Below are 21,402 nucleotides of genomic sequence, written 5' to 3' on the forward strand. Positions count from 1 at the left end.
TTCCTCCTTTCTCAATGAGCGGTATCCGCCGCCAGCGGCGGCTGGAAGCGGCGCAGGCGCAGCGCGTTGCCGAGCACGAACACGCTGGACAGCGCCATCGCTCCGGCCGCGAAGATCGGCGACAGCAGCACACCGTATGCGGGGTATAGGACGCCAGCGGCCACCGGGATCAGGGCCGTGTTGTAGCCAAACGCCCAGAACAGGTTCTGGCGGATGTTGCCGATGGTGGCCTTGGACAGCGCGATGGCGTTGGGCACACCCTGCAGGTTGCCGGACATCAGCACCACGTCGGCCGACTCCACCGCCACGTCGGTGCCGGTGCCGATCGCCAGGCCCACGTCGGCCTCGGCCAGCGCCGGCGCATCGTTGATGCCGTCACCCACGTAGGCGATCTGGCCGTGGGTGGCCTTTAAGCGGCGCACGGCTTCGACCTTGCCCTCGGGCAGCACTTCGGCCACCACCTCGTCGATGCCCAGTTGCTTGGCGATGGCCTGCGCGGTACGCGCGTTGTCGCCAGTGATCATCGCCACCTTCAGGCCGAGCTGGTGCAGCGCGGCAATGGCCGCGGGCGTGCTGGACTTGATCGGATCGGCCACCGCGATGATGGCGGCCAGTCGGCCGTCGATCGCGGCGTACAGCGGCGACTTGCCCTCATTGCCCAGGCGCTCGGCCGTGCGAGCGAAGCCGCTCACGTCCAACCCCAGCTCACGCATGAAGCGATCGGCACCGACCTCGACACGCGCGCCGTCCACGGTGGCGCGCACGCCCATGCCCGTGACCGAATCGAAGTCTGTCATCGTCGGCAGCGCGATGCCACCTTCCACGGCCGACTCGACGATGGCGCGTGCGATCGGATGCTCCGAGCGCGATTCGACAGAGGCGACCTTCGCCAGCACCTGGTTGCGGTCAAAGCCGTCGGCAATCTCCAGGTCGGTCAGGACCGGGCGGCCCTCGGTCAGCGTGCCGGTCTTGTCCACGGCCACCACCTTGGCGTCCTTGAGCAGTTGCAGGGCTTCACCCTTGCGGAACAGTACGCCCATCTCGGCGCCCCGGCCCGTGCCGACCATGATGGAGGTCGGCGTCGCCAGACCCATGGCGCACGGGCAGGCAATGATCAGCACCGCCACGGCATTGACCAGCGCGAAGGACAGCGCGGGCGACGGGCCGAACACCAGCCAGACCAGGAAGGTCAGCACGGCGGCCAGCATGACGGCGGGCACGAACCACAGTGTCACCTTGTCCACCACGGCCTGGATCGGCAGCTTGGAACCTTGCGCCTGCTCGACCATGCGGATGATCTGCGCCAGCATGGTCTGACCGCCCACGGCGGTGGCACGCAGCGTCAGCGCACCCTTCTGGTTGACGGTGCCGCCGACCACGGTGCTGCCTTCCGCCTTTTCGACGGGAATCGGCTCGCCGGTGATCATCGACTCGTCCACGAAGCTGCGGCCCTCGGTCACTTCACCATCGACCGGCACGCGCTCGCCGGGGCGCACTTCCACGATGTCGCCCTGCGCCACGTCGTTGATCGGGATGTCCACGATGCGGCCGTCGCGCAGCACGTGCGCCTCCTTGGCCTGCAGGCCGACCAGGCGCTTGATGGCCTCGGAGGTGCGGCCCTTGGCCCGTGCCTCAAGAAAGCGGCCCAGCAGGATCAGCGCCACGATGACGGCGGCCGCCTCGTAGTACACGTTCACCGTGCCGGCCGGCAGCAGACTGGGCGCGAATGTGGCGACCATCGAATAGCCGAAGGCTGCGGCCGTGCCGACCGCGACCAGCGAGTTCATGTCGGGACCCAGGCGGAACAGCGCCGGGAAGCCCTTCTCGTAGAAGCGCCAGCCCGGAATGGCGAGCACCAGCAGGGTCAGCACGAACTGCAGATACCAACTCTGCTGGATGCCGATGGTGGAAGCCACCCACTCATGCATGCCGGGAATCATGTGCGAGCCCATTTCGAGCACGAACACAGGCAGCGCCAGCACGGCGGCCAGGGTCAGGTCGCGCTTGAGTTCGGCGCGCTCGGCGTCCTTCTTCTCGGCGGCTTCCTCGTCGGCCTGCGCGCCGGTATCCACCGGGTTGGCCTCGTAGCCGACCTTCTCGATGGCCGCGATCAGGTCCGCCACGGCGGCCACGCCGCGCACGGTGGCACGCTCGGTCGCGAGGTTGACCGTGGCCTCGGTGACGCCGGGCACGGCCTTGAGTGCCTTCTCGACGCGGCCCACGCAGGAGGCGCAGGTCATGCCCTCGACCGCCAGTTCGACGGTGCCAGCCGGCACGTCGTAGCCGACCTTCTCGACCGCCTGGATCAACGCGATGCGATCGACAGGACTGGCCAGGCGGATGTCCGCCCGCTCGGTGGCGAGATTGACGGACACGCTGTCCACGCCCGGCACCTTGGCCAGGGCGGCCTCGACTCGGCCGACGCAGCTCGCGCAGGTCATGCCCTCGATGGGTAGGCTGATCGCTGCTGCGGTGGCACGAGCATCACTCGTTATTGGCATGCTCATGGTTGTTTCCCATAGTTGATATTCGACATGGGGGAGCTTAGGGTTTACCATCGTGGGAAGGTCAAGCGCTTTTTTCGGGTACTGTCAGGTTTCAGAAATGGCCCGGCGCACGGGGGAAACGAGGGGCCTTGGTCGCCAGGCTCGCCCTGGTCCCGGGCTGTGCGCGCGCTCAAGCGGTCGCAGCCTCGTTGATCCTGAAGGGCACGAACAGCCGTTCGAGGGTAGGAATTTTTGAGAGATGACTCCACGCAAACCAGCCAGTGCCCCACCGAAGGGCCCAAGCACCGATCTGGCCTCCCTGTCACAGAATGACGTGACCATCCTGGCCGAGACTTTCCGGCTCCTGGGCGATCCGTCGCGGCTCAAGGTCATGCTGTGCTGCATGAAGGGGTCCACGTCGGTAAGCGACATCGCGGAAGCCGTCGAACTCTCGCAGTCGTTGGTCAGCCATCACCTTCGACTGTTGCGTGGAGCCCGTCTGGTCAAGGGCGCGCGCCAGTCCAAGCAGATCTTCTATGAGGTAGCGGACAAGCACGTGAGCCAGGTGCTGCTGGACATGGCCATCCACATCGTTGAGGACAACAGCGACGACTAGCCTTGGTGCGAAACAGCCCTTACCGCGTCCCGTGAGGCCTATCCTTTCGGCCAGATCCGGTGCAAGTCATCCACGACCAGCACGTGATGGTGCCCGCCTTGGTTCGCGTGCTGACGCAAGTGGGGGTGATCCGCCGACAGGTTCGGATGGTCATGGGCCAAGTCCGGCGGGTCGCTGGCCGGCCACAGCCGAAGCGCCAGCGCCACGCCAGCTAGGCCGATCAAGGACATGACGACGAACGTCGATTGCAGCCCCATGGCCGCGCCGAAGCGTCCGGCCAGCGGGTAGCAGATGAGCCAGCAGGCGTGCGACAGCGCGAAGTGGGCCGCGAAGATCGCTGGACGGTCCTCGGCGTGGGCCGAGCGGCGCAGAAGACGGCCGGATGGCGTCTGCGCCACGCTGTAGCCAAAGCCGATCACCAGCCACAGCGGCAGCAACAGCGCATAGCTCGGCAGCAGTGCGCCGATCGCCGTGCCCACGACGAGGACAGCGGCGCCGGTGAGCATCGCGGGTCGGTCGGCTACTTTCTCCAGTAGGGACGGCAAGACGAAGGCGGCCACCATCGAGCCGCCTCCGAACGCCGCCAGTGCCCACGCCACCTCGACTTCGCCCAGGCCGAAACGCGCCTTCACGAGCACCACCGTGTTCACGATCACCATCGCGCCGGCCGCCGAGACGGCCAGGCTGATCGCCAGCAGGCCCCGCAGGCGAGGCGTGGCGAGGTAAATGCGCGTGCCGCGCGTCGTTCGCTCCCAGATGCCGCGGCGCGGGCCGGGGACGGACGTGGGCAACCGCACGCTGACCACGAGAGCGGCTGAAACGAGGAAACCGAGCACCGTTCCCGCGAACAGGTTGTGAAAGCTGATGACGGTCAGCAGCGCGGCGGCCAGCATCGGGGAAATCAGGCTTTCCAGGTCGTAGGCCAGCCGGGACAGCGACAGCGCCTTCGTGTAGTCCTCTTCGTCGGGAAGGATGTCCGGGATGGTGGCCTGGAAGGTCGGCGTGAAGCCGGCGGATGCCGCCTGCAGAACGAAGATCAGCAGGTAGATCTGCCAGACCTCGGTGACGAAGGGCAGGCACAGCGCGACGGCCGCTCGCACGAGGTCCAGCGCCACGAGCAGCGAGCGCCGCGGGAGCCGGTCGGCGAAGGCCTGCGCGACCGGCGCGACCCCCGCGTAGGCCAGCATCTTGATGGCCAGCGCCGTCCCGAGCACCGCGCCTGCATCCGCGCCGGCCAGCTCGTAGGCCAGCAGGCCGAGCGCCACCGTCATCAGGCCGGTGCCGACGAGCGCGATCACCTGGGCGGTGAACAGGTGGCGGTAGGTGCGGTTATTCAGGACGGAGAGCATCGGACGGCCTCAGAGCAGTTTGGTCAGCGCCTTCATTTCGGTCAGAACGGAGTCCTCGTCATGGGACAGGCAGTGGTCGATGTGGTCGTGGATCAGGACGCGCTTGGCCGCCGTCACCGCGCTTTCCACCGCCGCGAGCTGGCGGGCGATGTCGAGGCAGGTTTCTCCCCCTTCGATCATCCCGATGACGTGCCGCAGATGCCCCTCGGCGCGCTTGAGCCGCTTCACCAGGTCGGGATGGGTGGTGTGCTTATGCATGTCTTCCATGCTGAAATCATATCCCCCCAGGGGGGATACTGCCACTGGATGTTAGATCAACGGCTGCTTGCCAGGCGGGGGGAATGGTCGCCGAGCCAGGCTAAGGCAATTGCCCGGAGCGGCATCCCGGCCGTGGTGAGACGCGAACACAAATGTGTACAACAATTCACATGAAAACATGTTCATGTGTTATATTTTGAGCCACAGTCAAAGACCCAGTTTCCCGAGGCCCCATGTCCCAATCCCACGCACATGACCATGGTCACGATCACGACCATGATCATGACCACACCCCGACCGTGACCAGCGCCAACGAGCGCAAGGTCCTGCTGTCCTTTTTCCTGATCTTCGGCTTCATGGTCGTGGAGGCCGTCGGAGGCGTGCTGTCGGGCTCGCTGGCCTTGCTGGCCGACGCGGGCCACATGCTGACCGACGCCGCGGCGCTCGCACTGGCCTACGCAGCATTCCGGTTCGGCCGCCGCGCGGCCGACAGCAAGCGCACCTTCGGCTACCTGCGCTTCGAGGTCATCGCCGGTTTCCTGAACGCCGTGACCCTGTTCGCGATCGTCGCTTGGATCGCCTACGAGGCGTGGGAGCGGCTGCAGGCGTCGCCCGTGATCCTGGCCGGCCCGATGATGATCGTCGCCGTGCTCGGCCTGCTGGTGAACGTGCTCGTGCTGTGGATCATGACCCGCGGAGAGACCGATCACGTCAACGTGAAGGGGGCCATCCTGCACGTGATGGGCGACCTGCTCGGCTCGGTCGGCGCCATCGTCGCTGCGATCGTCATCTACCTCACGGGCTGGACGCCGATCGATCCCATCCTGTCGGTCCTGGTCGCGGCGCTGATCCTGCGCAGCGCATGGAAGCTGCTCGCCAAGTCGATCCACATCCTGCTGGAAGGCGCGCCGGAGGATGCTTCGCCGGAGAAGGTGGAGCAAGGCCTGATGGGCGCCGTGCCGGGCCTGGCGGCCGTCAGCCACGTTCACGTGTGGCAGCTCACCTCCGGGCGCACGATGGCCACGCTGCACGTTCGCCCCAACGTGGACGAGGAAGCACGCGCCGTGGTCAAGCGCGTCGAAGCGGTGCTTCGAGAGCAATTCAGCATCGAACACGCCACGGTCGGGATCGACTGGAACTCGGGCACCGACGAGAACGTCTGCAGCTTGCAGCCCACGTCGGAGCGTCAGGACCACAGCGGCCACGATCACAGCGGTCATGACCACAGCGGGCACGACCACAGCGGCCATGATCATGGCAATCACAAGCATGGCGGCGGGCACAGCCACGGCCATGACCACGACCATTCCGCTCCTGGTCACAGGCATTGAGGCCGCGCGAGCCGGCTCGCACTCCACTTGAGGATTTGCATCCATGACGTCCCGCAAAACCACCAGCGCCGACACCGCGCAATGCTCGACCACCAGCCACGACGCGGCGACCGATGCCCTCGCAATGTCGCAAAGTGACGTCGCTGTTCTGGCCGAGACCTTCCGCCTGCTGGGCGACCAATCGCGATTGAAGATCCTGCTGCAGTGCATGCATGGCTCGGTCGCCGTGGGGGACATCGCCGAAGCGCTCGACCTGTCGCAGTCTCTGGTCAGCCATCACCTGCGGCTGCTGCGCGGTGCGCGCCTCGTGCGCGGCGAACGCCAAGCCAAGCACATCTTCTACAGCATCGCGGACCAGCACGTCAGCCAGGTGCTGCAGGACATGGCGGTCCACATTTCCGAGGACAAAGCCGACGACTGACCAGGCCCAAGCACCCAGGCGAATGGCAGGTTGCGAGGCGCCGGTACCCACGCCGCCGGTTAGCCTCAAGGACGTCCTCGATGCGGCCTGGGCGCAACACCCTGAATCGCGGGCCCTGCCTGGGCGCCGGGATGCCGCGCAGGCACAGCAATGGGCGGCGGCAGCTTGGACGCCTGAGCCTCCCGCGCTCGCAATCACCCACAAGACCGACCGGTTCAACCGCACAACGGCACTCGTGAGCTGGATGTCGGAGTGGCCACAGCGACGACGCGGGGTTTTCCCACCACCTTGTCCATGCAGCCTGCCCGCTAGGGCAACCCAAAGGGCTTGACCTTGCCTTCGTTGTAACGCCTAGCCTCCACACAAATTTCTGCAGAGCGCTTCGGAAGGGCCGGAGTCCTGCATCCAAGAAAGGGGCACTTCCATGCGTAAAAAAATCAGAATCGTTGTGGTGGCAGGCGTCATCGCAGCCGTCGGGGGCATAGCGATTGCCGCCCGCGACGCCAAGGACGAGGGCAAGGCCGCGGCGCCCCCGGCGGGCGCGCCGATGGCGCCGCAGGTGCCCGTGGCCGAGGTCATCACCCGCACGGTCGCGCCATCGGCCGAGTACACCGGCTTCCTGGCCGCGCCCAAGACCGTCGAGCTGCGCTCGCGGGTCGGCGGCGCCGTCGATGCTGTGAGCGTCCCCGAGGGCAGCCTGGTGCGCAAGGGACAACTGCTGTTCCAGATCGACCCCCGACCGTTCCAGGTCACGCTCGACACGGCTGCGGCGCAACTGCAACAGGCCGAGGTGCTGGCCAGTCAGGCCCAGGCCGACTTCGACCGCGCCGAGCGCCTGGTGGCGACCGGCGCTGTCGCGCGCAAGACCTACGACGATGCCGTCTCCGCGCGCAGTGCGCGCCAGGCCCAGGTGCAAGCGGCCAAGGCCGCCGTCGCTGCGGCGCGGCTGGATCTGTCCTACGCCCGCGTCACGGCGCCCATCGCCGGGCGCGTTGACCGCGTGCTCGTGACCGAGGGCAACCTGGTCAGCGGCGGTGTCGCCGGCGCGGCCACGCTGCTGACCACGATCGTGTCCATCGACCCGCTGCACGTGTACTTCGACATCGACGAAGCCACGTACCTCAACGTCGTGAGCCGCTCGCGGCCCGCTGCGGGCGCCGGCGGCAAGGCCTCGCTGCCCGTGCAGGTCGGGCTGACCACGGACAAGGGTTTCCCGCACAGGGGCGCGCTCGACTTCGTGGGCAACACCATTGACCGAAGCACCGGCACGATCCGCGCGCGCGCCGTTGTGCCCAACCCGGATGGGCGCATGGCACCCGGCATGTTCGCCCGGGCCAAGCTGTCCACCGGCGCGGCGCGCGAGGCCGTCCTGATCGACGATCAGGCCGTGGGCACCGACCAAGGGCGCAACTACGTGCTGGTCGTGGGCGAGAACAACCAGGCCCAGTACCGGCCCATCGAACTGGGGCCGGTGGTGGACGGGCTGCGCGTCATCAACGGCAGCCTGCAGGCCGGTGAGAAGATCATCATCAAGGGCCTCGTGCGCCCCGGCATGGCGGTCACGCCGCGCATGGTGCCCATGCAGCCGCCCGCGGCACCGGCCGCCGGCGCGGACCCCGCCAAGGCTGACGGCGCGGCCGGCTCGGCGGAGGCCCGCAAATGAATTTCCCCCGCTTCTTCATCAACCGGCCCATCTTCGCCATCGTCCTGTCGGTGCTGATGCTGATCGCGGGCGCGATCAGCTACTTCCAGCTGCCGCTGAGCGAATACCCGCAGGTCACGCCTCCCACGGTGCAGGTCACCGCTAGCTATCCCGGTGCCAACCCGCAAGTGATCGCCGATACCGTGGCATCACCGCTGGAGCAGGCGATCAACGGCGTAGAAGGCATGATGTACATGCAGTCTCAGATGTCCACCGACGGGAAAATGGTGCTCACCGTCTCCTTCGAGCAGCATATCAACGCCGACATTGCGCAGATCCAGGTGCAAAACCGGGTCTCGCGGGCGTTGCCGCGCCTACCGCCTGAAGTTCAGCGCATCGGTGTTGTCACCGAGAAAACGTCGCCGGACGTTCTCATGGTGGTGCATTTGCTTTCGCCTGGAGGTCGATATGATCCGCTGTACGTCTCCAACTACGCCACACTTCATGTGAAGGATGAGCTGGCTCGTACGCCAGGCGTCGGCGATGTCCTAGTCTGGGGCGCCGGGGAGTATTCGATGCGGGTCTGGCTCGAACCCGCCAAGGTCGCTGCTCGTGGGCTGATCGCGAGCGACGTGGTTGCCGCCATCCGCGAGCAGAACATACAGGTTGCCGCTGGTTCGGTTGGTCAGCAGCCGGATGCCTCGGCGGCGTTCCAGGTCACGGTCAACACTCTGGGCCGACTGTCGAGCGAGGAGCAATTCGGCGAGATCGTCGTGAAGACGGGCGCCGACGGCCAGGTAACTCGCCTGCGGGATGTCGCCCGCATCTCGATGGGGGCCGATTCCTACTCTTTGCGCAGCCTGCTCAATGGCGAGCCGGCGGTGGGGATACAGATCATCCAGAGCCCGGGCGCGAACGCGCTGGATGTGTCTAGCGCGGTGCGCGCGGCAATGGACCGACTTCAAGCTAAGTTCCCCGACGGCATTGAGTATAGGATCGCCTACGACCCCACGGTCTTCGTGCGCGCCTCGCTCCAGTCCGTCGCCGTCACGCTGCTGGAGGCCATCTTCCTGGTGGTGATCGTGGTGGTGCTGTTCCTGCAATCCTGGCGCGCGTCGATCATCCCGCTGATCGCCGTGCCGGTCTCGCTGGTCGGCACGTTCGCGGTGATGCACATGTTCGGTTTCTCGCTGAACACACTGTCGCTGTTCGGACTGGTGCTGTCCATCGGCATCGTGGTGGATGACGCCATCGTGGTGGTGGAGAACGTGGAGCGCCACATAGCGCTGGGCGAATCACCCAAGGACGCGGCGCGCAAGGCGATGGATGAAGTGACTGGCCCGATCCTGGCCATCACCTCGGTGCTGGCAGCGGTCTTCATCCCCTCGGCGTTCCTGTCGGGGCTGCAGGGCGAGTTCTATCGCCAGTTCGCGCTAACCATCGCGTTCTCGACCATCCTGTCGGCGATCAACTCGCTTACGCTGTCGCCAGCGCTGGCCGCCATCCTGCTCAAGCCGCACCACGGCGCGGCCAAGCCCGATCGCGTCACGCGCATCATCGACGGCGTGTTCGGCGGCTTCTTCCGCCGCTTCAACCGCTTCTTCGACCGCGCCTCGAATTCCTACGTCGGGGGCGTGCGCCGCGCGGTGCGCGGCAGCGCCATCGTGCTGCTGCTCTACGTCGGCTTCCTGGGCCTGACCTGGCTGGGCTTCCACAAGGTGCCTGCGGGCTTCGTGCCCGCCCAGGACAAGTACTACCTCGTGGGCATCGCCCAGCTTCCGACCGGCGCCTCGCTGGATCGCACCGAGGCGGTCGTCAAGGAGATGACCAAGATCGCACTGGCTGAGCCGGGCGTCGAGAGCGTGGTGGCCTTCCCGGGCCTGTCGGTCAATGGACCGGTGAACCAGCCGAACACCGCGCTGATGTTCGCCATGCTCAAGCCCTTCGATGAGCGCAAGGACCCGTCGCTGTCGGCCTTCGCCATCCAGGGCAAGCTCATGGGCAAGTTCAGCCAGATCCCGGACGGCTTCGTCGGCATCTTCCCGCCGCCGCCGGTGCCGGGCCTGGGTTCTATGGGCGGCTTTAAGCTGCAGATCGAGGACCGGGCGGGCCTGGGTCCCGAGGCGCTTGCACAAGCACAGGGCCAGATCATGGGCAAGGCCATGCAGGCGCCCGAGCTGGCGAACATGCTCGCCAGCTTCCAGACCAATGCGCCGCAGTTGCAGGTGGACATCGACCGGGTGAAGGCCAAGTCGCAGGGCGTGTCGCTGACCGAGGTGTTCGACACCCTGCAGGTCAACCTTGGCTCGCTCTACGTCAACGACTTCAACCGCTTCGGTCGCACCTACCGGGTAATGGCCCAAGCCGATGCGCAGTTCCGCATGCAGGCTGAGGACATAGGCATGCTCAAGGTGCGCAATGCAGCGGGCGACATGATCCCGCTGAGCGCGTTCGCGACCATCGAGCGCAGTTCCGGCCCCGACCGGGTGATGCATTACAACGGCTTCCCCTCGGCGGACATCAGCGGCGGGCCAGCGCCGGGCTACTCATCCGGCCAGGCCACCGCCGCGATTGAGAAGATCGTGAGCGAATCGCTGCCTGACGGTATGACCTACGAATGGACGGACCTGACTTTCCAGGAAAAGCGAGTTGGCAATACTGCTATCTATATCTTCGCGCTGGCGGTGCTGCTCGCCTTCCTGTTCCTGGCGGCCCAGTACAACAGTTGGTCGCTGCCGTTCGCTGTGCTGCTGATTGCACCCATGGCGCTGCTCTCGGCGATCGCCGGCGTCTGGCTCTCTGGGGGGGACAACAACATCTTCACGCAGATCGGTTTCGTGGTGCTGATCGGCCTGGCCGCCAAGAACGCGATCCTGATCGTGGAGTTCGCCCGCGCGAAGGAAAGCGAAGGGGCCGATCCGCTGGCAGCCGTGCTCGAAGCCGCGCGCTTGCGGCTGCGCCCGATCCTGATGACGTCGTTCGCCTTCATCGCTGGCGTGGTGCCGCTGGTGCTGGCCAGCGGTGCGGGCGCCGAGATGCGCCACGCCATGGGCATCGCGGTGTTCGCCGGCATGCTGGGCGTGACGGTATTCGGCCTGGTGCTGACGCCGGTGTTCTACGTCGTGGTGCGCAAGCTGGCGCTGCGCCGCGAAGCGCGCCATGCCCGTGTCGGCATGACCGACCAGCACGCATGACGGCCAGGAGGACATACGACATGAAAACATCTTTCGCATTCACACGACCCGCCAGGACGCTGGCGCCGCTCGCCCTCGCGGCGGCGTTGACTGGCTGCTCCATGGCACCGAAGTATGACCGGCCCGCAGCGCCGATCGACACGGCTTATCCCTTGGGCGCGGCCTATGTGGAACCGGCGGCCGCGACGCCCGACGACGCGATCACGGCCGAGATCGGCTGGCGGGACTTCTTCCGCGACCCGCTGCTGCAGCAGTTGATCGGCATTTCACTGGAGAACAACCGCGACATGCGCAAGGCCGCGCTCAACGTGGAGGCGGCTCAGGCGCTGTACCGTATCCAGCGTGCCGAGATGCTGCCGAACCTGGGCGTTTCCGCCCGCGGCGCGTCAGAGCGCGTACCGGCCGACCTCAGCACCACGGGGCAAAGCGACGTGCTCCGGCGCTACGACGTGGCCGGGGTGACGGCCGCCTGGGAACTGGACCTGTGGGGCCGCATCCGCAGCCTCAGCGACCGGGCGCTGGCGTCCTACCTGGCCCTCGACGAGACCCGCATCGCCACGCAGATGAGCCTGGTGTCCGAGGTGGCCAGCGCCTACCTCACGCTGCGTGCCGACCAGGAACTGCTGCGCCTGACGAGCGACACCCTCGCCACGCAGAAGCGCTCCTACGGGCTGACCACCCAACTGGTGGAAGCGGGCAACTCCACGCAGCTCGACCTGCGCCGCGCAGAGATCGCGTTGCGCACCGCCGAGGCCAACCATGCCGCCTACACACGGCAGGCGGCCAAGGACCGCAACGCGCTGGTGCTGCTGTTGGGCCAGCCGCTGACGCCGGAGCTGTCCCGGCAGCTTGACGAGGCCATGGCGCTGCCGGACGACATCGTGCCGACCGGCCTGCCGAGCGGCCTGCCGTCCGAACTGCTCGCGCGCCGGCCGGACATCCGCGCCGCCGAGCAGATGCTGATCGGCGCCAACGCCAACATCGGCGCGGCGCGGGCCGCGTTCTTCCCGACGATCAGCCTTACGGGCTCGGCGGGCACGGCCAGCGCTTCGCTGGACGGCCTGTTCGATTCGGGCTCGCGGGCCTGGAGCTTCCTGCCGCAGATCACGCTGCCCATCTTCCGCGGCGGCGCGCTGCGCGCCAACCTGGACGTGGCGCACGTACAGAAGCGCATCGAGATCGCCAACTACGAGAAGTCCATCCAGGCGGCCTTCGCCGAGGTGGCCGACGGCCTGGCGGGCAAGCGCACGCTCGATGAGCAGATCCGCGCGGAGCAGCTCCTGGTGGCGGCCAGCCAGAAGGCCTACGAGCTGGCCGAGCAGCGCTTCCAGGAGGGCGTGGACGACAACCTCACTGTACTCGACGCGCAGCGCACGCATTACGGCACGCAGCAGACCCTGGTGCGCACGCGCCTGACGCGGCTGAACAACCTCATCCATCTGTACAAGGCGCTGGGCGGCGGCTGGACTGAGCACACGGTGCAATCGGGCGCCACGGCGCAGCAGTCCGCCCGGTCGCCGGGATGAGGGCCGGCGCGCAGCGGTGGCGTCCCCCATCGCTGCGCGCGGAGAGCTGGATGAGGATTGGTGAACTCGCGCGCTTGACCGGCACGCCCCCTGAGAACATCAGGTTCTACGAACGGGAGGGCCTGCTGCCCGCTCCCGAGCGGTCCCGCAACAACTACCGGCGCTATGGCCCGGCCCATGTCGAGCGGCTTTACCTGATTCGCAACTACCGCGCGTCGGGCATCGGCCTGGATGACATGCGCAACTTGCTGGGCTGGACGCATCGCGAGTCCCCGGAACCCGAGCTGCTGACGCAGGCTGTCCGGGACCATCTCGCCTATGTCGAGGAACGCATGGCGCAACTGACCCGGGTGAAAGAGCACCTGCTCGCATTGGAACGGCAGGCTGTTCCTTCTGCCGCTCGGGAGATTTGCGAGGAGCGACCAGGTTGCGGCGGTTCATGAGCATCGCATGGCCGAATCATGGTCGGATAACTGAACATATATTCATGCGTGTAATATTTCCGGCCAGACAAACGAACAAGAAAGACCGCCCATGACCGACCAGAGCATCACGCGCCGAAACATCGGCGTTCTCACCGCCGCGCAGGCGCTCGGTGGCGCCAGCGCGCCCATCGTGATGTCGCTGGGCGGGCTGGTCGGCCAGCAGCTTGCCAAGGACTCGGCCTGGATCACCTTGCCCGTGAGCCTGTTCGGCCTGGGTCTTGCCATCGGCACCTTGCCTGCGGCGTTCATCATGCGGCGCCATGGCCGCCGCAACGGATACGTGGTCGGGGTCGGCTTCGGCGTGGCCTCGGGCCTGATCGCCGCGCTGGGCATCATGCTGGCCTCGTTCTGGATCTTCTGCGCCGGCACCTTCCTGGCGGGCTTCTACGGCGCGTATGTGCAGAGCTACCGCTTCGCAGCCGCCGACACCGCCGAGGACGCGCTCAAGGCCAAGGCGATTTCCTGGGTGATGGTGGGGGGTCTCGCGGGTGCCATCATCGGGCCGCAGTTGGTGATCTTCACGCGCGACGCGGTAGCGGGCACGCCCTACGTCGGCAGCTTCCTCAGCCAGGCGCTGCTGCCGCTGATCGCCCTGCCGATCTTGCTGATGCTGCGCACGCCGCGCCAGACCCCGGCCGAAGCCGCCGCCGACAGCGGCCGCACGGTGCTGCAGCTCCTGGCGATGCCGCGCTACGCGCTGGCCGTGGCCGCGGGCGTGGTGTCCTATGGGGTGATGGCGTTCGTGATGACCGCCGCGCCGGTGGCGATGGTCAACCACGGGCATTCGGTGGACAACGCCGCCCTGGGCATCCAGTGGCACCTGCTGGCGATGTTCGGGCCGAGCTTCTTCACTGGGCGGCTGATGGTGCGCTACGGCAAGGAGCGCGTGACCGCCGTGGGCATGGTGCTGCTCGCCGCCTCCGGGGTGGTGGCCCTGGGCGGGCTCGGCCTGTCCCACTTCTGGGGCTCGCTGGCGCTGCTGGGCATCGGCTGGAACTTCAGCTTCATCGGCGCGACGGCGGTGGTCACCGATTGCCACACCCCGGCCGAGCGCAGCAAGGCGCAGGGCATGAACGATTTCTTCGTCTTCGCCGCCACGGCGGCCGTGTCGTTCCTCGCGGGATCGATCCTGCACAGCTCGGGCTGGCAGGCGGTCAACTGGATGATCTTCCCGGCCCTGGCGCTGATCTTGGTGCCGCTGCTGTGGCAGACCGCGCGAAAGCCGGTGCGGCTAGGTCCGGGCTGATCGGGCCGATGCGGGAGGTGTTCCATCTAGCGGTCGCCTCAGGCGCTACATCACCTGCTTCCACCGCTGCAGCTTCGACAGCGCGTTGTCGTAGGCGGCGGAAGTGAAGGACTGGATCTTGCGCCGAGGGTCTTCATCGGCATCAACGGCGAAATGAGGGGCTTGACCTTCCAACAATGGGAAGCCCTACAGTGACTCCATCAATCTCATTCAAGGAGTTTTTCATGAGAGTCAACAAGTTCAGCCTGTTGTTCATTGCGGGCGCCGTCGTGGTCGCCATCGGCCTGATGGCCGTTCAGAAGAAGGTGGTCCCGTCGGGTGAAGTGATGCAGGCCAATGCGAGCGGAGATCACCAAGGGCACGCGATGCCCTCCAGCGCCTCGGCCAATGACAGCCCTTCCACGACCGCGTATCGCGCCGTGAACGACCAGATGCACGCGGGGATGGGAGCGCAGTTCACTGGCAACGCCGACGTCGATTTCATGCGCGGCATGATCCCGCACCACCAGGGCGCGATCGACATGGCCAAGGTGGCGTTGCAGTACGGCAAGGACCCGGAGGTCCGCAAGTTGGCTGAGGAGGTTATCTCTGCGCAGGAAGGCGAGATCGCCATGATGAATAAGTGGCTTGGAGAACGCGGCCAACAGGCGGCGACCGGCAGCTCGGGCGACGCCTCGACGACCGCCTACCGTGCCGGCAATGACCGCATGCACGCCGACATGATGATTGACTTCAGCGGCGATGCCGATGTGGACTTTATGCGCGGCATGATCCCGCATCACCAGGGCGCGATCGACATGGCCAAGGTGGCGTTGCAGTACGGCAAGGACCCGGAGGTCCGCGAGTTGGCTCAGGAGGTTATCTCTGCGCAGGAAGGAGAGATCGCCATGATGAAGAGCTGGCTTGCCGCTCGGGGAAAGTGAAGGCACGACCATGAACCAAGCCAGCACCCCGCGCATCATCATCTATAGCACTCCAGCCTGCCCGGACTGTCGGGTGCTGAAGGAGTGGCTGTCCCAGCAGAGCATCGTGTTTGAAGAACGCGACCTGACCGACCCGAAGATTTCTGCGGAAGCCAAGTCACGAACCGGCGTGCGCGTGGCTCCGATCACGCTCATCGGTAATGAGGTCTTCTATGGCACCTTTGCGAGCCAGAAGCCGGGGCTGATGAAGGCGCTCGGCCGTTCGACAAGTAGATGAAGGGTCTCAAGAAATACTTGGCCCGCGCTGCCGTCCAAGCTCCCAAGATACGCCGCCACCGCGCACCACGGCGGCGATATGCTGCCCCAGCCGCTGCTCGATCACCGGCCGCCACGGCACCAAGCTGAATCCCATGCCGTCGTCCAGCATCGCGTAGCGCCCGCTGGCGAGCATGACGCTGCGCCGGTAGATGCCAGCCACGCGCTGCCCGTCGGCCACCGGGCGATGCTCCAGGCCGGTTTCAGCGGCAATGCCCTTCGCGGCCTGTGCCAGTTCCCGGTTGCGCAGTGTGCCCAGCAGGTTGCGCGCCAGGATCACGCGCTGCCCGCGCCGCTCGGCCAGCCCCTGTTCGGCCAGGAAGTCGGCGCGCTGTTGCATGGCCTGTTTGGCCTCGCCACCAAAGCCCAGGTCGCCCAGGCCCGAGCCGCCGCCGATCAACTGCTGGTCGAGCCACGTGGCCCCGATCACGCGGGCCTGCCGCTCGATGGGCAAGTGCGATTTCAGCTCCACGGCCACGCCGCCCAGGCGCTGCGCGTCGTACTGGCGGCCACGCTCGGCCAGGTCGTCCGGCACCTTCCATAGCCCTTCGGCAACGCGCTCCACAATGCCGGCCCGACGCAGGGCCTCCAGCCGGCGGATGTGGGCGGCGACGACTTCTTGCGGGTCGCGTCCGGCCTTGGCCCGGCCCTGCCCGATCGCCAGGTGATGGTCAGTGCGGTACAGGCCATCGCTCGCCAGCGCGGCGATGTTCTTGTCGGCTGCGCGCACGTCGGCCGAGCCTTTCACCTCCACCACGGCGCCGCTCGGGTAGTTCGCCAGCTCGTCGCGGGCGTTGAGCGCGACGTAATGGGCCTTGCCGTCCACCCCGTCGATGACCAGATAGCCCCGGTCGCGCAGCTCGTCGGCCAGCCCCTTCGCGGCCACACGGCCGAGGATGGTTCGGCCATCGTCCCCCGGCTCGAACACGGCCAGCTCGCGCGGCTCGCCGCGCATGGCCCGCTGCACGGTGCGGATGATGTCGCCGCGCTCGCCCAGCGCGCGCAATGTCTTTTCCGCATCGGCATGGATGGCCCAGGTGCCGGGCTGCGTCTCGTCGGCCAGGCCCAGGCGCTGCAAGTGTTGCAGGCGGCCGATTAGCATCAGGCGTTGGCGCTGCAAGCGGGGGGCGTTGAACCTTTCGACGCGCACCAGGCCATCGCCGCCGGCCTCGCCTATCTCACGCTTGAGGGTGCGATCCAGGCTCGTCCACCGCTCTTGCTCCACCTCACGCTGCAAGGTCTGCTGGATCTCCAGTTCGGTGCGCGGCCCCAGCCATTCGGTCGCCAGCTCGGCGGCGCGATAGCGGAAGCCATCGGCGATGTAGTCGCCCGCGATGATGAGGTCTTTGCCGGTGTCGTCGCGCCCGCGCACGACGATGTGCGTGTGCGGGTTGTCGGTGTTCCAGTGGTTCACGGCCACCCAATCGAGGCCCGTACCCAGGTCGGCCTCCATGCGGCCCATGAGGTGCCGCGTGTAGGTGCGCAGGTCTTCCAGCTCCGCGCCATCCTCGGGCGAGAGGATGAAGCGGAAATGGTGCCGGTCGTCGGCGCAGCGTTCCTTGAAGGCGTCGAGATCGGCCACGTCTGTCTGCGGCCCGTAGGCTTGGCCCGGCTCGCCGTCGCGGCCCACGCCGTCGCGCTCGATGTAGCGCAGGTGCTTGGCGAGCGACTGCGGGCTGGCCCGCTGGTGGTTCACCAGCAGCGTCTTGATGGTCGCGCGCCGCGACATAGGCGTCAGCTTCGCCCCGGCGAAGCGTGCTGCCGTGTGGCCGCGCCCCAGGCGCGAGCCGGGCCGCTGGCCGGTGCCACTCGCCGATGCCGGACGGCGCACCGTGGACTTGCCGCTGCTGGCTTTGCCCGCCTGTTTGAGCACCTTGGAAACGAAGCTCTGCCCCTGGCCCTTGCCCCGGTTCTTCGGGGCGCTGGGGCGCACGCGGAAATCGTCGTCGCGGCGGTCGGTCATGGCTGCGCTCCCTGCAAGCTCTGGCGTGTCCTGTCGTGCGAAGCACGCGGACATGCCTGCATTGGCGCGACCTTCGCGCCGAACGCGGCACGGCGGCAAAGCCGCTCCGTGCCGCGCCACCCCCATGTGCAGACTGGCTTTCGACGCGGCCCGGTGCCGCGTCCTTTTGTCTTGCCTTCCGCCTTTGCCCCTCGCTGTCGCTCCGGGCAGCGGCGGCCCGGCGGCGCTGCTGCGTGAGCAGCCAGCGCGCCGGCGAACGCGGCGACGGCCATAGGCCGGGCGCGTTCGAGGCAAGACGCCTGCACGGTGGACGGCTGCGCCGGAGGCAGCGCGAAGTGCGGTGCGACTGCACCCGCACTGCACGCGCGACGACACGGCGACGGCCAGCAGAACGACACGCCCGATGGCACGATGAGATGCACGGCGACGTGCAGCGAATCGGCGGCCATCATGGGCGGAACTCCAGCCAGACCGGATGCGCGACCCCGATCACGGCGGATGTGCTGACCGGCCCGAAATACCGGCTGTCGAACGACGCCGGGTTGGTCACACTCAAGAGGAACAGTTCGCCGGGTTCGAGACGGCGGCATTGCTGCCAGGATGGCAGCGACCGGCCCCAGCGGTCAGCAGGCAGCACGGCGGCCGAAGGCACGCCGTCGATGCGGACAATGCCGCCAGCGATGCACACTTCCTGCGGCGCGACGGCGCCCACGCGCTTCAGCAGCGGCACGCGCGCCGGCAGATAGCCGCGCTGCGCGGCCAGCGCAGCGGCATCTGGCGGCAGCGTGGTCAGGACGATGCTGTCCACGGACAAAGGACGTGGCAGCGAGTCGGTGCCGTGGCCCTGCGGATCGACGCGATACCAGCCGACCGCCACGCTGTCGGACGGGTTGTAGATCAGGCGCGGCAGCGGATGCACAAAGGACGCCCAGGCCAACGCAGCGAGGCCGCAGGCGGACAGGCCCGCCAGCACGATGCGAGCGCGCAGGCGCGAGCGAGGACGTGGGGCGGTGCCGGTAGTCGAAACGGCGTTCATGGCAGCGCGCTCCCGATGAGCCATGCGGCGTGCCGCTCGGCGGTGTATTCGGGCAGCGGCAGGCGCGCAGCGAGCCGGTTGGCGAGCGTGTGCCAGTACACGGGAGAGGCGCCAACAGGCGCGATGCCCAGCGCCTCGATGGCGTCGATGCGCTCCAGCACGGCGCGCACCTGATTTTCGCCCTCAGCGTGCAGCAGCAGGCGCGCGCCCGGCTGCACGCCGGTAATGCGCTGCGCCGCATCGAGCGGCGTGCAAGCCTGCATCACCATGAGCTGCCAGCGAATCGTGCCGTAGTCGTTGGCCTGCCAGCGGATGCGGCACAACATGGCGCCCGGCAGGAACACCGCGCAGCGCCGCCAGCGGTCGAGCTGGTGCGTGCGCGCAGGTTCGCCGAAGCGCAGGTAGAGTTTGAAGCGCGGTTCGATGTAGGCCAGTGCCACGCGCGTCAACGGCGCGCTGGCAGGCTGGCCGGAAGGTACTGCGAGCGCAGCCGTAGCCGCGCCAGCGGCAGGCGAAGCGGATGCGGTCATGGGGTGTTCTCCCTGCGATGCTCTGGAAACTCCCGCTCCAACAGGCCGCGCAGCAGGTCGGCCACGGTCACGCCTTGCGTGAAGGCAGACACCTTGATGCGCGCGCGCATGGCGGGCGTGATGTCGAGGGTCAGGCGGGCGGTGTAGAGGTCGCCCTTGCCCAGCGCATCGGCGTCGCCTTGGCGAATCCACGCCTCGGCGTGCGGATTCGCGGGCGGACGCGCGCCGATGCCGACGCGCTTTACCGTGCGTTTGCTGTTTGGTGGCGGCTTCGCTGTCATGTCGGCCACCGCAGCAGTTCGTCCACCAGGGCGGTGATTTCACGCGTGGCGGCGCTGTCCGGCGCCGTCTCGCGTGCCAGCCGGCCAGCGGCCACGCTGTCGGCGAACACGATGCGTTGATGCACTTCCGAGCGCAGCGCAGGAAGCGGTTGGTCGGCCAGCGCCTGGCGCGCTTCGCGCCCGATGACGGTGGTACTGATGCGCCGATTGATGACGAAGGCCGCACGCAACGCAGGCCGAAACACCTGCGCCTCGCGGATCAGCGCCACCATCTCGGCGCTGGCCCACAGGTCGTAGGGGCTGGGCTGCACGGGGATCAGCACGCGCTCGGCCGCCAGCAGCGCGGAGCGCGCCAGTGCCGCGATGCGTGGCGGGCCGTCGATGATGACGTGATCGGCTCGCCTGGCGAGTTCTGGCGCCTCTTGGTGCAGCGTTTCGCGTGCGAGGCCCACGGCGCTGAACAGCCTTGGCAAGCCTTGCTGGCTTCTGCGCTGTGTCCAGTCCAGCGATGAACCCTGCGGGTCGGCATCGAGCAGAACGACATGCTGGCCGCGCAACGCCAGCTCGCCGGCGATGTGCGTGGCGAGCGTGGTCTTGCCCACGCCGCCTTTCTGGTTGAGCAGAGCGACGATCATGACGCGGCCCTCCATGCTGGAAAGCCTTGCTTTGATCGGTCTGCAAAACCTGTCGGCTGCTGGCTGGTATTGCCTGCCGTTTGTGGCCGCGTGGTGGTTGTCCACCGCAGCGGCGTTTCCCTACTAAAAGTTAGAGAAATTAAGTTAGGGAAGTTAGAGGGCGCACAAACCCAATGCTGGCGTGGGTTTGCGGTCGATCGGCACGCCTGATAGCACGATAGTCCCACGCCTGATAGCACGATACCCCGCACGCCTGATAGCACGACACCATTCACAGGCTTTCCCGAAGTTATCCCCGTGCCGTCTGCGGCACGGGTCGGAACGTCAGCAACTCCATGCCGTTGTCGGGCATCCGCTCGATGCCCAGGACGTAGCCGGGCAGCGACTGTCGCGCGACCAGCGCGCGCAGGTCGCAGGCGAAGTCGTAGGGCTTGGCGGTGCTGCCGGATTTCTGGTGCAGGTAGCGGAAGTCGAACTGCCAGCCGTATGCCTGCTTGCCGCCGTGCTTGCGCACCAGCCGGTACAACCACCGCTCGATGCCGCCGGTCAGTCGGAAATACGCCGGGTCGATGGTCAGGACCAGGGCAGCGTCGAGCACGCCCGCATAGAACCAGTCCGGCAGGATCAGCTCGATGCCCAGCGGCGTGCCGCTGGCATCGGCCAGTTCCTTCCATTCGTTGATCCATGAGAAGCGATGCAGGCGCCGGCCTGTCGTCTCGCGGATGGACGTGGCCACCGTGGTCGATTGCAGGCGATCCAGCGCAGCCTTGAGGCGCTGGTAGTCGCGCAGCGACTTGCCGCGCCCGATGAAGCGCAGGATCTCGTAGGGCGTGGCGTGCATCAGCCGCGACGGCCGCAGGCCCGCGTCCTTCGCTTCCACGATCTGCGAGGCCGCCCAGATCAGCACGTCCGCATCCCAGATCGTGGCGATGCCGTGCTCCTGCGTGCCTTCCACGCGGATCGTCACGTTGCCCGCGCGGAAGTCGATGGGTTTGACCCGCTTGGACTTGCCGAGCGAGAAGAACGGATAGGCCATCAAATCCTGGCTGTCGCGCGGCGCCACGTCGCCGGGCAAGGCGCGGAACAGGTCGAGCTGTTCGCGCTCCTGCAACGGCCGCTGCCGGGACGGCAGCGCGGTGCTGGACATGGCGATGGCCTGCCGCGC

The 21,402-nt window shown here is 67.2% G+C and carries 20 protein-coding genes; 11 read left to right on the forward strand and 9 right to left on the reverse strand.

What is annotated here, in order from left to right; translation table 11 throughout:
• Positions 1 to 11: 11 nt before the first annotated feature.
• Positions 12 to 2,501 carry a heavy metal translocating P-type ATPase gene (locus tag FOB47_RS22525; protein ID WP_426331919.1) on the reverse strand — a complete coding sequence of 830 codons (2,490 nt, stop codon included), beginning with the start codon at positions 2,499 to 2,501 and terminating at the stop codon, positions 12 to 14.
• A gap of 244 nt (positions 2,502 to 2,745) precedes the next feature.
• Here FOB47_RS22525 and FOB47_RS22530 point away from each other — a divergent pair, with 244 nt between their 5' ends.
• On the forward strand, positions 2,746 to 3,102 hold the full coding sequence (locus FOB47_RS22530) for an ArsR/SmtB family transcription factor (RefSeq protein ID WP_008786741.1): 357 nt from the start codon (positions 2,746 to 2,748) through the stop codon (positions 3,100 to 3,102).
• Between the two features lie 38 nt (positions 3,103 to 3,140).
• Here the strand turns inward: FOB47_RS22530 and FOB47_RS22535 are convergent, their stop codons facing one another.
• Both FOB47_RS22535 and FOB47_RS22540 read right to left on the reverse strand, forming a co-directional pair.
• Complete coding sequence (locus tag FOB47_RS22535; protein WP_021162751.1) at positions 3,141 to 4,451, reverse strand: MFS transporter; 1,311 nt, start codon at positions 4,449 to 4,451, stop codon at positions 3,141 to 3,143.
• 9 nt (positions 4,452 to 4,460) lie between these two features.
• On the reverse strand, positions 4,461 to 4,718 hold the full coding sequence (locus FOB47_RS22540) for a metal-sensing transcriptional repressor (protein ID WP_019396551.1): 258 nt from the start codon (positions 4,716 to 4,718) through the stop codon (positions 4,461 to 4,463).
• A gap of 224 nt (positions 4,719 to 4,942) precedes the next feature.
• On the opposite strand from FOB47_RS22540, the gene FOB47_RS22545 reads away from it, so the two are divergent.
• The 9 genes from FOB47_RS22545 to FOB47_RS22585 all read left to right on the forward strand — a co-directional run bounded on the left by FOB47_RS22545 (position 4,943) and on the right by FOB47_RS22585 (position 15,754).
• Complete coding sequence (locus FOB47_RS22545; RefSeq protein ID WP_174782160.1) at positions 4,943 to 6,040, forward strand: cation diffusion facilitator family transporter; 1,098 nt, start codon at positions 4,943 to 4,945, stop codon at positions 6,038 to 6,040.
• 43 nt (positions 6,041 to 6,083) lie between these two features.
• Positions 6,084 to 6,461, forward strand: coding sequence for an ArsR/SmtB family transcription factor (locus FOB47_RS22550; protein WP_008786737.1), 378 nt, complete (start codon positions 6,084 to 6,086; stop codon positions 6,459 to 6,461).
• Positions 6,462 to 6,885: 424 nt separating this feature from the next.
• A complete protein-coding gene (locus FOB47_RS22555) occupies positions 6,886 to 8,124 on the forward strand; it encodes an efflux RND transporter periplasmic adaptor subunit (RefSeq protein WP_008786736.1) in 1,239 nt (412 codons plus the stop codon).
• The gene (locus FOB47_RS22560; RefSeq protein WP_008786735.1) at positions 8,121 to 11,297 is read left to right on the forward strand and encodes an efflux RND transporter permease subunit; all 3,177 of its coding nucleotides are present in this window, start codon (positions 8,121 to 8,123) and stop codon (positions 11,295 to 11,297) included. Before FOB47_RS22555 ends, FOB47_RS22560 begins: the two co-directional genes overlap by 4 nt.
• Positions 11,298 to 11,317: 20 nt before the next feature.
• Positions 11,318 to 12,823 (forward strand): efflux transporter outer membrane subunit, encoded by a 1,506-nt coding sequence (locus FOB47_RS22565; protein ID WP_008786734.1) that lies wholly within the window; start codon positions 11,318 to 11,320, stop codon positions 12,821 to 12,823.
• Positions 12,824 to 12,873: 50 nt separating this feature from the next.
• Positions 12,874 to 13,266, forward strand: coding sequence for a MerR family transcriptional regulator (locus tag FOB47_RS22570; RefSeq protein WP_019396549.1), 393 nt, complete (start codon positions 12,874 to 12,876; stop codon positions 13,264 to 13,266).
• A 91-nt stretch (positions 13,267 to 13,357) separates the two neighbouring features.
• Positions 13,358 to 14,554: an MFS transporter gene (locus FOB47_RS22575; RefSeq protein ID WP_008786732.1), complete on the forward strand. Its 1,197-nt coding sequence runs from the start codon at positions 13,358 to 13,360 to the stop codon at positions 14,552 to 14,554.
• A 224-nt stretch (positions 14,555 to 14,778) separates the two neighbouring features.
• On the forward strand, positions 14,779 to 15,477 hold the full coding sequence (gene copM / locus FOB47_RS22580; RefSeq protein WP_008786731.1) for a CopM family metallochaperone: 699 nt from the start codon (positions 14,779 to 14,781) through the stop codon (positions 15,475 to 15,477).
• 10 nt (positions 15,478 to 15,487) lie between these two features.
• Positions 15,488 to 15,754, forward strand: a complete 267-nt coding sequence (locus FOB47_RS22585; protein ID WP_008786730.1) for a glutaredoxin family protein — start codon at positions 15,488 to 15,490, stop codon at positions 15,752 to 15,754.
• Between the two features lie 6 nt (positions 15,755 to 15,760).
• Here FOB47_RS22585 and FOB47_RS22590 read toward each other — a convergent pair whose 3' ends face one another.
• From FOB47_RS22590 to parA, 5 genes are all read right to left on the reverse strand, one after another.
• A complete protein-coding gene (locus FOB47_RS22590) occupies positions 15,761 to 17,755 on the reverse strand; it encodes a relaxase/mobilization nuclease domain-containing protein (protein ID WP_019396546.1) in 1,995 nt (664 codons plus the stop codon).
• A 448-nt stretch (positions 17,756 to 18,203) separates the two neighbouring features.
• Complete coding sequence (locus FOB47_RS22595) at positions 18,204 to 18,791, reverse strand: S26 family signal peptidase (protein WP_043549468.1); 588 nt, start codon at positions 18,789 to 18,791, stop codon at positions 18,204 to 18,206.
• Complete coding sequence (locus tag FOB47_RS22600; protein WP_043549469.1) at positions 18,788 to 19,321, reverse strand: DUF2840 domain-containing protein; 534 nt, start codon at positions 19,319 to 19,321, stop codon at positions 18,788 to 18,790. Before FOB47_RS22600 ends, FOB47_RS22595 begins: the two co-directional genes overlap by 4 nt.
• Positions 19,318 to 19,602 (reverse strand): hypothetical protein, encoded by a 285-nt coding sequence (locus FOB47_RS22605; RefSeq protein ID WP_009523273.1) that lies wholly within the window; start codon positions 19,600 to 19,602, stop codon positions 19,318 to 19,320. The genes FOB47_RS22600 and FOB47_RS22605 overlap by 4 nt, the downstream gene beginning before the upstream one ends.
• Positions 19,599 to 20,237 (reverse strand): ParA family partition ATPase, encoded by a 639-nt coding sequence (gene parA / locus FOB47_RS22610; RefSeq protein WP_043549470.1) that lies wholly within the window; start codon positions 20,235 to 20,237, stop codon positions 19,599 to 19,601. Before parA ends, FOB47_RS22605 begins: the two co-directional genes overlap by 4 nt.
• Here parA and FOB47_RS26310 point away from each other — a divergent pair.
• On the forward strand, positions 20,236 to 20,364 hold the full coding sequence (locus tag FOB47_RS26310; protein ID WP_254916311.1) for a hypothetical protein: 129 nt from the start codon (positions 20,236 to 20,238) through the stop codon (positions 20,362 to 20,364). The genes parA and FOB47_RS26310 overlap by 2 nt on opposite strands.
• Positions 20,365 to 20,526: 162 nt before the next feature.
• Here the strand turns inward: FOB47_RS26310 and FOB47_RS22615 are convergent, their stop codons facing one another.
• Positions 20,527 to 21,384, reverse strand: a complete 858-nt coding sequence (locus FOB47_RS22615) for a replication initiator protein A (RefSeq protein ID WP_043549471.1) — start codon at positions 21,382 to 21,384, stop codon at positions 20,527 to 20,529.
• Positions 21,385 to 21,402 lie beyond the last annotated feature (18 nt).

Source organism: Cupriavidus gilardii, assembly GCF_013347325.1.
GTDB lineage: Bacteria > Pseudomonadota > Gammaproteobacteria > Burkholderiales > Burkholderiaceae > Cupriavidus > Cupriavidus gilardii.

Excerpts from the sequence above, each read along its gene's own strand:
- FOB47_RS22540 (WP_019396551.1), bottom strand. The coding sequence starts at position 4,718 with ATGGAAGACATGCATAAGCACACCACCCATCCCGACCTGGTGAAGCGG.
- FOB47_RS22585 (WP_008786730.1), top strand. The coding sequence starts at position 15,488 with ATGAACCAAGCCAGCACCCCGCGCATCATCATCTATAGCACTCCAGCC.
- FOB47_RS22535 (WP_021162751.1), bottom strand. The coding sequence starts at position 4,451 with ATGCTCTCCGTCCTGAATAACCGCACCTACCGCCACCTGTTCACCGCC.
- FOB47_RS22565 (WP_008786734.1), top strand. The coding sequence starts at position 11,318 with ATGAAAACATCTTTCGCATTCACACGACCCGCCAGGACGCTGGCGCCG.
- copM (WP_008786731.1), top strand. The coding sequence starts at position 14,779 with ATGAGAGTCAACAAGTTCAGCCTGTTGTTCATTGCGGGCGCCGTCGTG.
- FOB47_RS22605 (WP_009523273.1), bottom strand. The coding sequence starts at position 19,602 with ATGACAGCGAAGCCGCCACCAAACAGCAAACGCACGGTAAAGCGCGTC.
- FOB47_RS22615 (WP_043549471.1), bottom strand. The coding sequence starts at position 21,384 with ATGTCCAGCACCGCGCTGCCGTCCCGGCAGCGGCCGTTGCAGGAGCGC.
- FOB47_RS22555 (WP_008786736.1), top strand. The coding sequence starts at position 6,886 with ATGCGTAAAAAAATCAGAATCGTTGTGGTGGCAGGCGTCATCGCAGCC.
- FOB47_RS22595 (WP_043549468.1), bottom strand. The coding sequence starts at position 18,791 with ATGAACGCCGTTTCGACTACCGGCACCGCCCCACGTCCTCGCTCGCGC.
- FOB47_RS22600 (WP_043549469.1), bottom strand. The coding sequence starts at position 19,321 with ATGACCGCATCCGCTTCGCCTGCCGCTGGCGCGGCTACGGCTGCGCTC.
- FOB47_RS22590 (WP_019396546.1), bottom strand. The coding sequence starts at position 17,755 with ATGACCGACCGCCGCGACGACGATTTCCGCGTGCGCCCCAGCGCCCCG.
- parA (WP_043549470.1), bottom strand. The coding sequence starts at position 20,237 with ATGATCGTCGCTCTGCTCAACCAGAAAGGCGGCGTGGGCAAGACCACG.
- FOB47_RS22560 (WP_008786735.1), top strand. The coding sequence starts at position 8,121 with ATGAATTTCCCCCGCTTCTTCATCAACCGGCCCATCTTCGCCATCGTC.
- FOB47_RS22550 (WP_008786737.1), top strand. The coding sequence starts at position 6,084 with ATGACGTCCCGCAAAACCACCAGCGCCGACACCGCGCAATGCTCGACC.
- FOB47_RS22530 (WP_008786741.1), top strand. The coding sequence starts at position 2,746 with ATGACTCCACGCAAACCAGCCAGTGCCCCACCGAAGGGCCCAAGCACC.
- FOB47_RS22545 (WP_174782160.1), top strand. The coding sequence starts at position 4,943 with ATGTCCCAATCCCACGCACATGACCATGGTCACGATCACGACCATGAT.
- FOB47_RS22570 (WP_019396549.1), top strand. The coding sequence starts at position 12,874 with ATGAGGATTGGTGAACTCGCGCGCTTGACCGGCACGCCCCCTGAGAAC.
- FOB47_RS22575 (WP_008786732.1), top strand. The coding sequence starts at position 13,358 with ATGACCGACCAGAGCATCACGCGCCGAAACATCGGCGTTCTCACCGCC.
- FOB47_RS26310 (WP_254916311.1), top strand. The coding sequence starts at position 20,236 with ATGACGCGGCCCTCCATGCTGGAAAGCCTTGCTTTGATCGGTCTGCAA.
- FOB47_RS22525 (WP_426331919.1), bottom strand. The coding sequence starts at position 2,501 with ATGCCAATAACGAGTGATGCTCGTGCCACCGCAGCAGCGATCAGCCTA.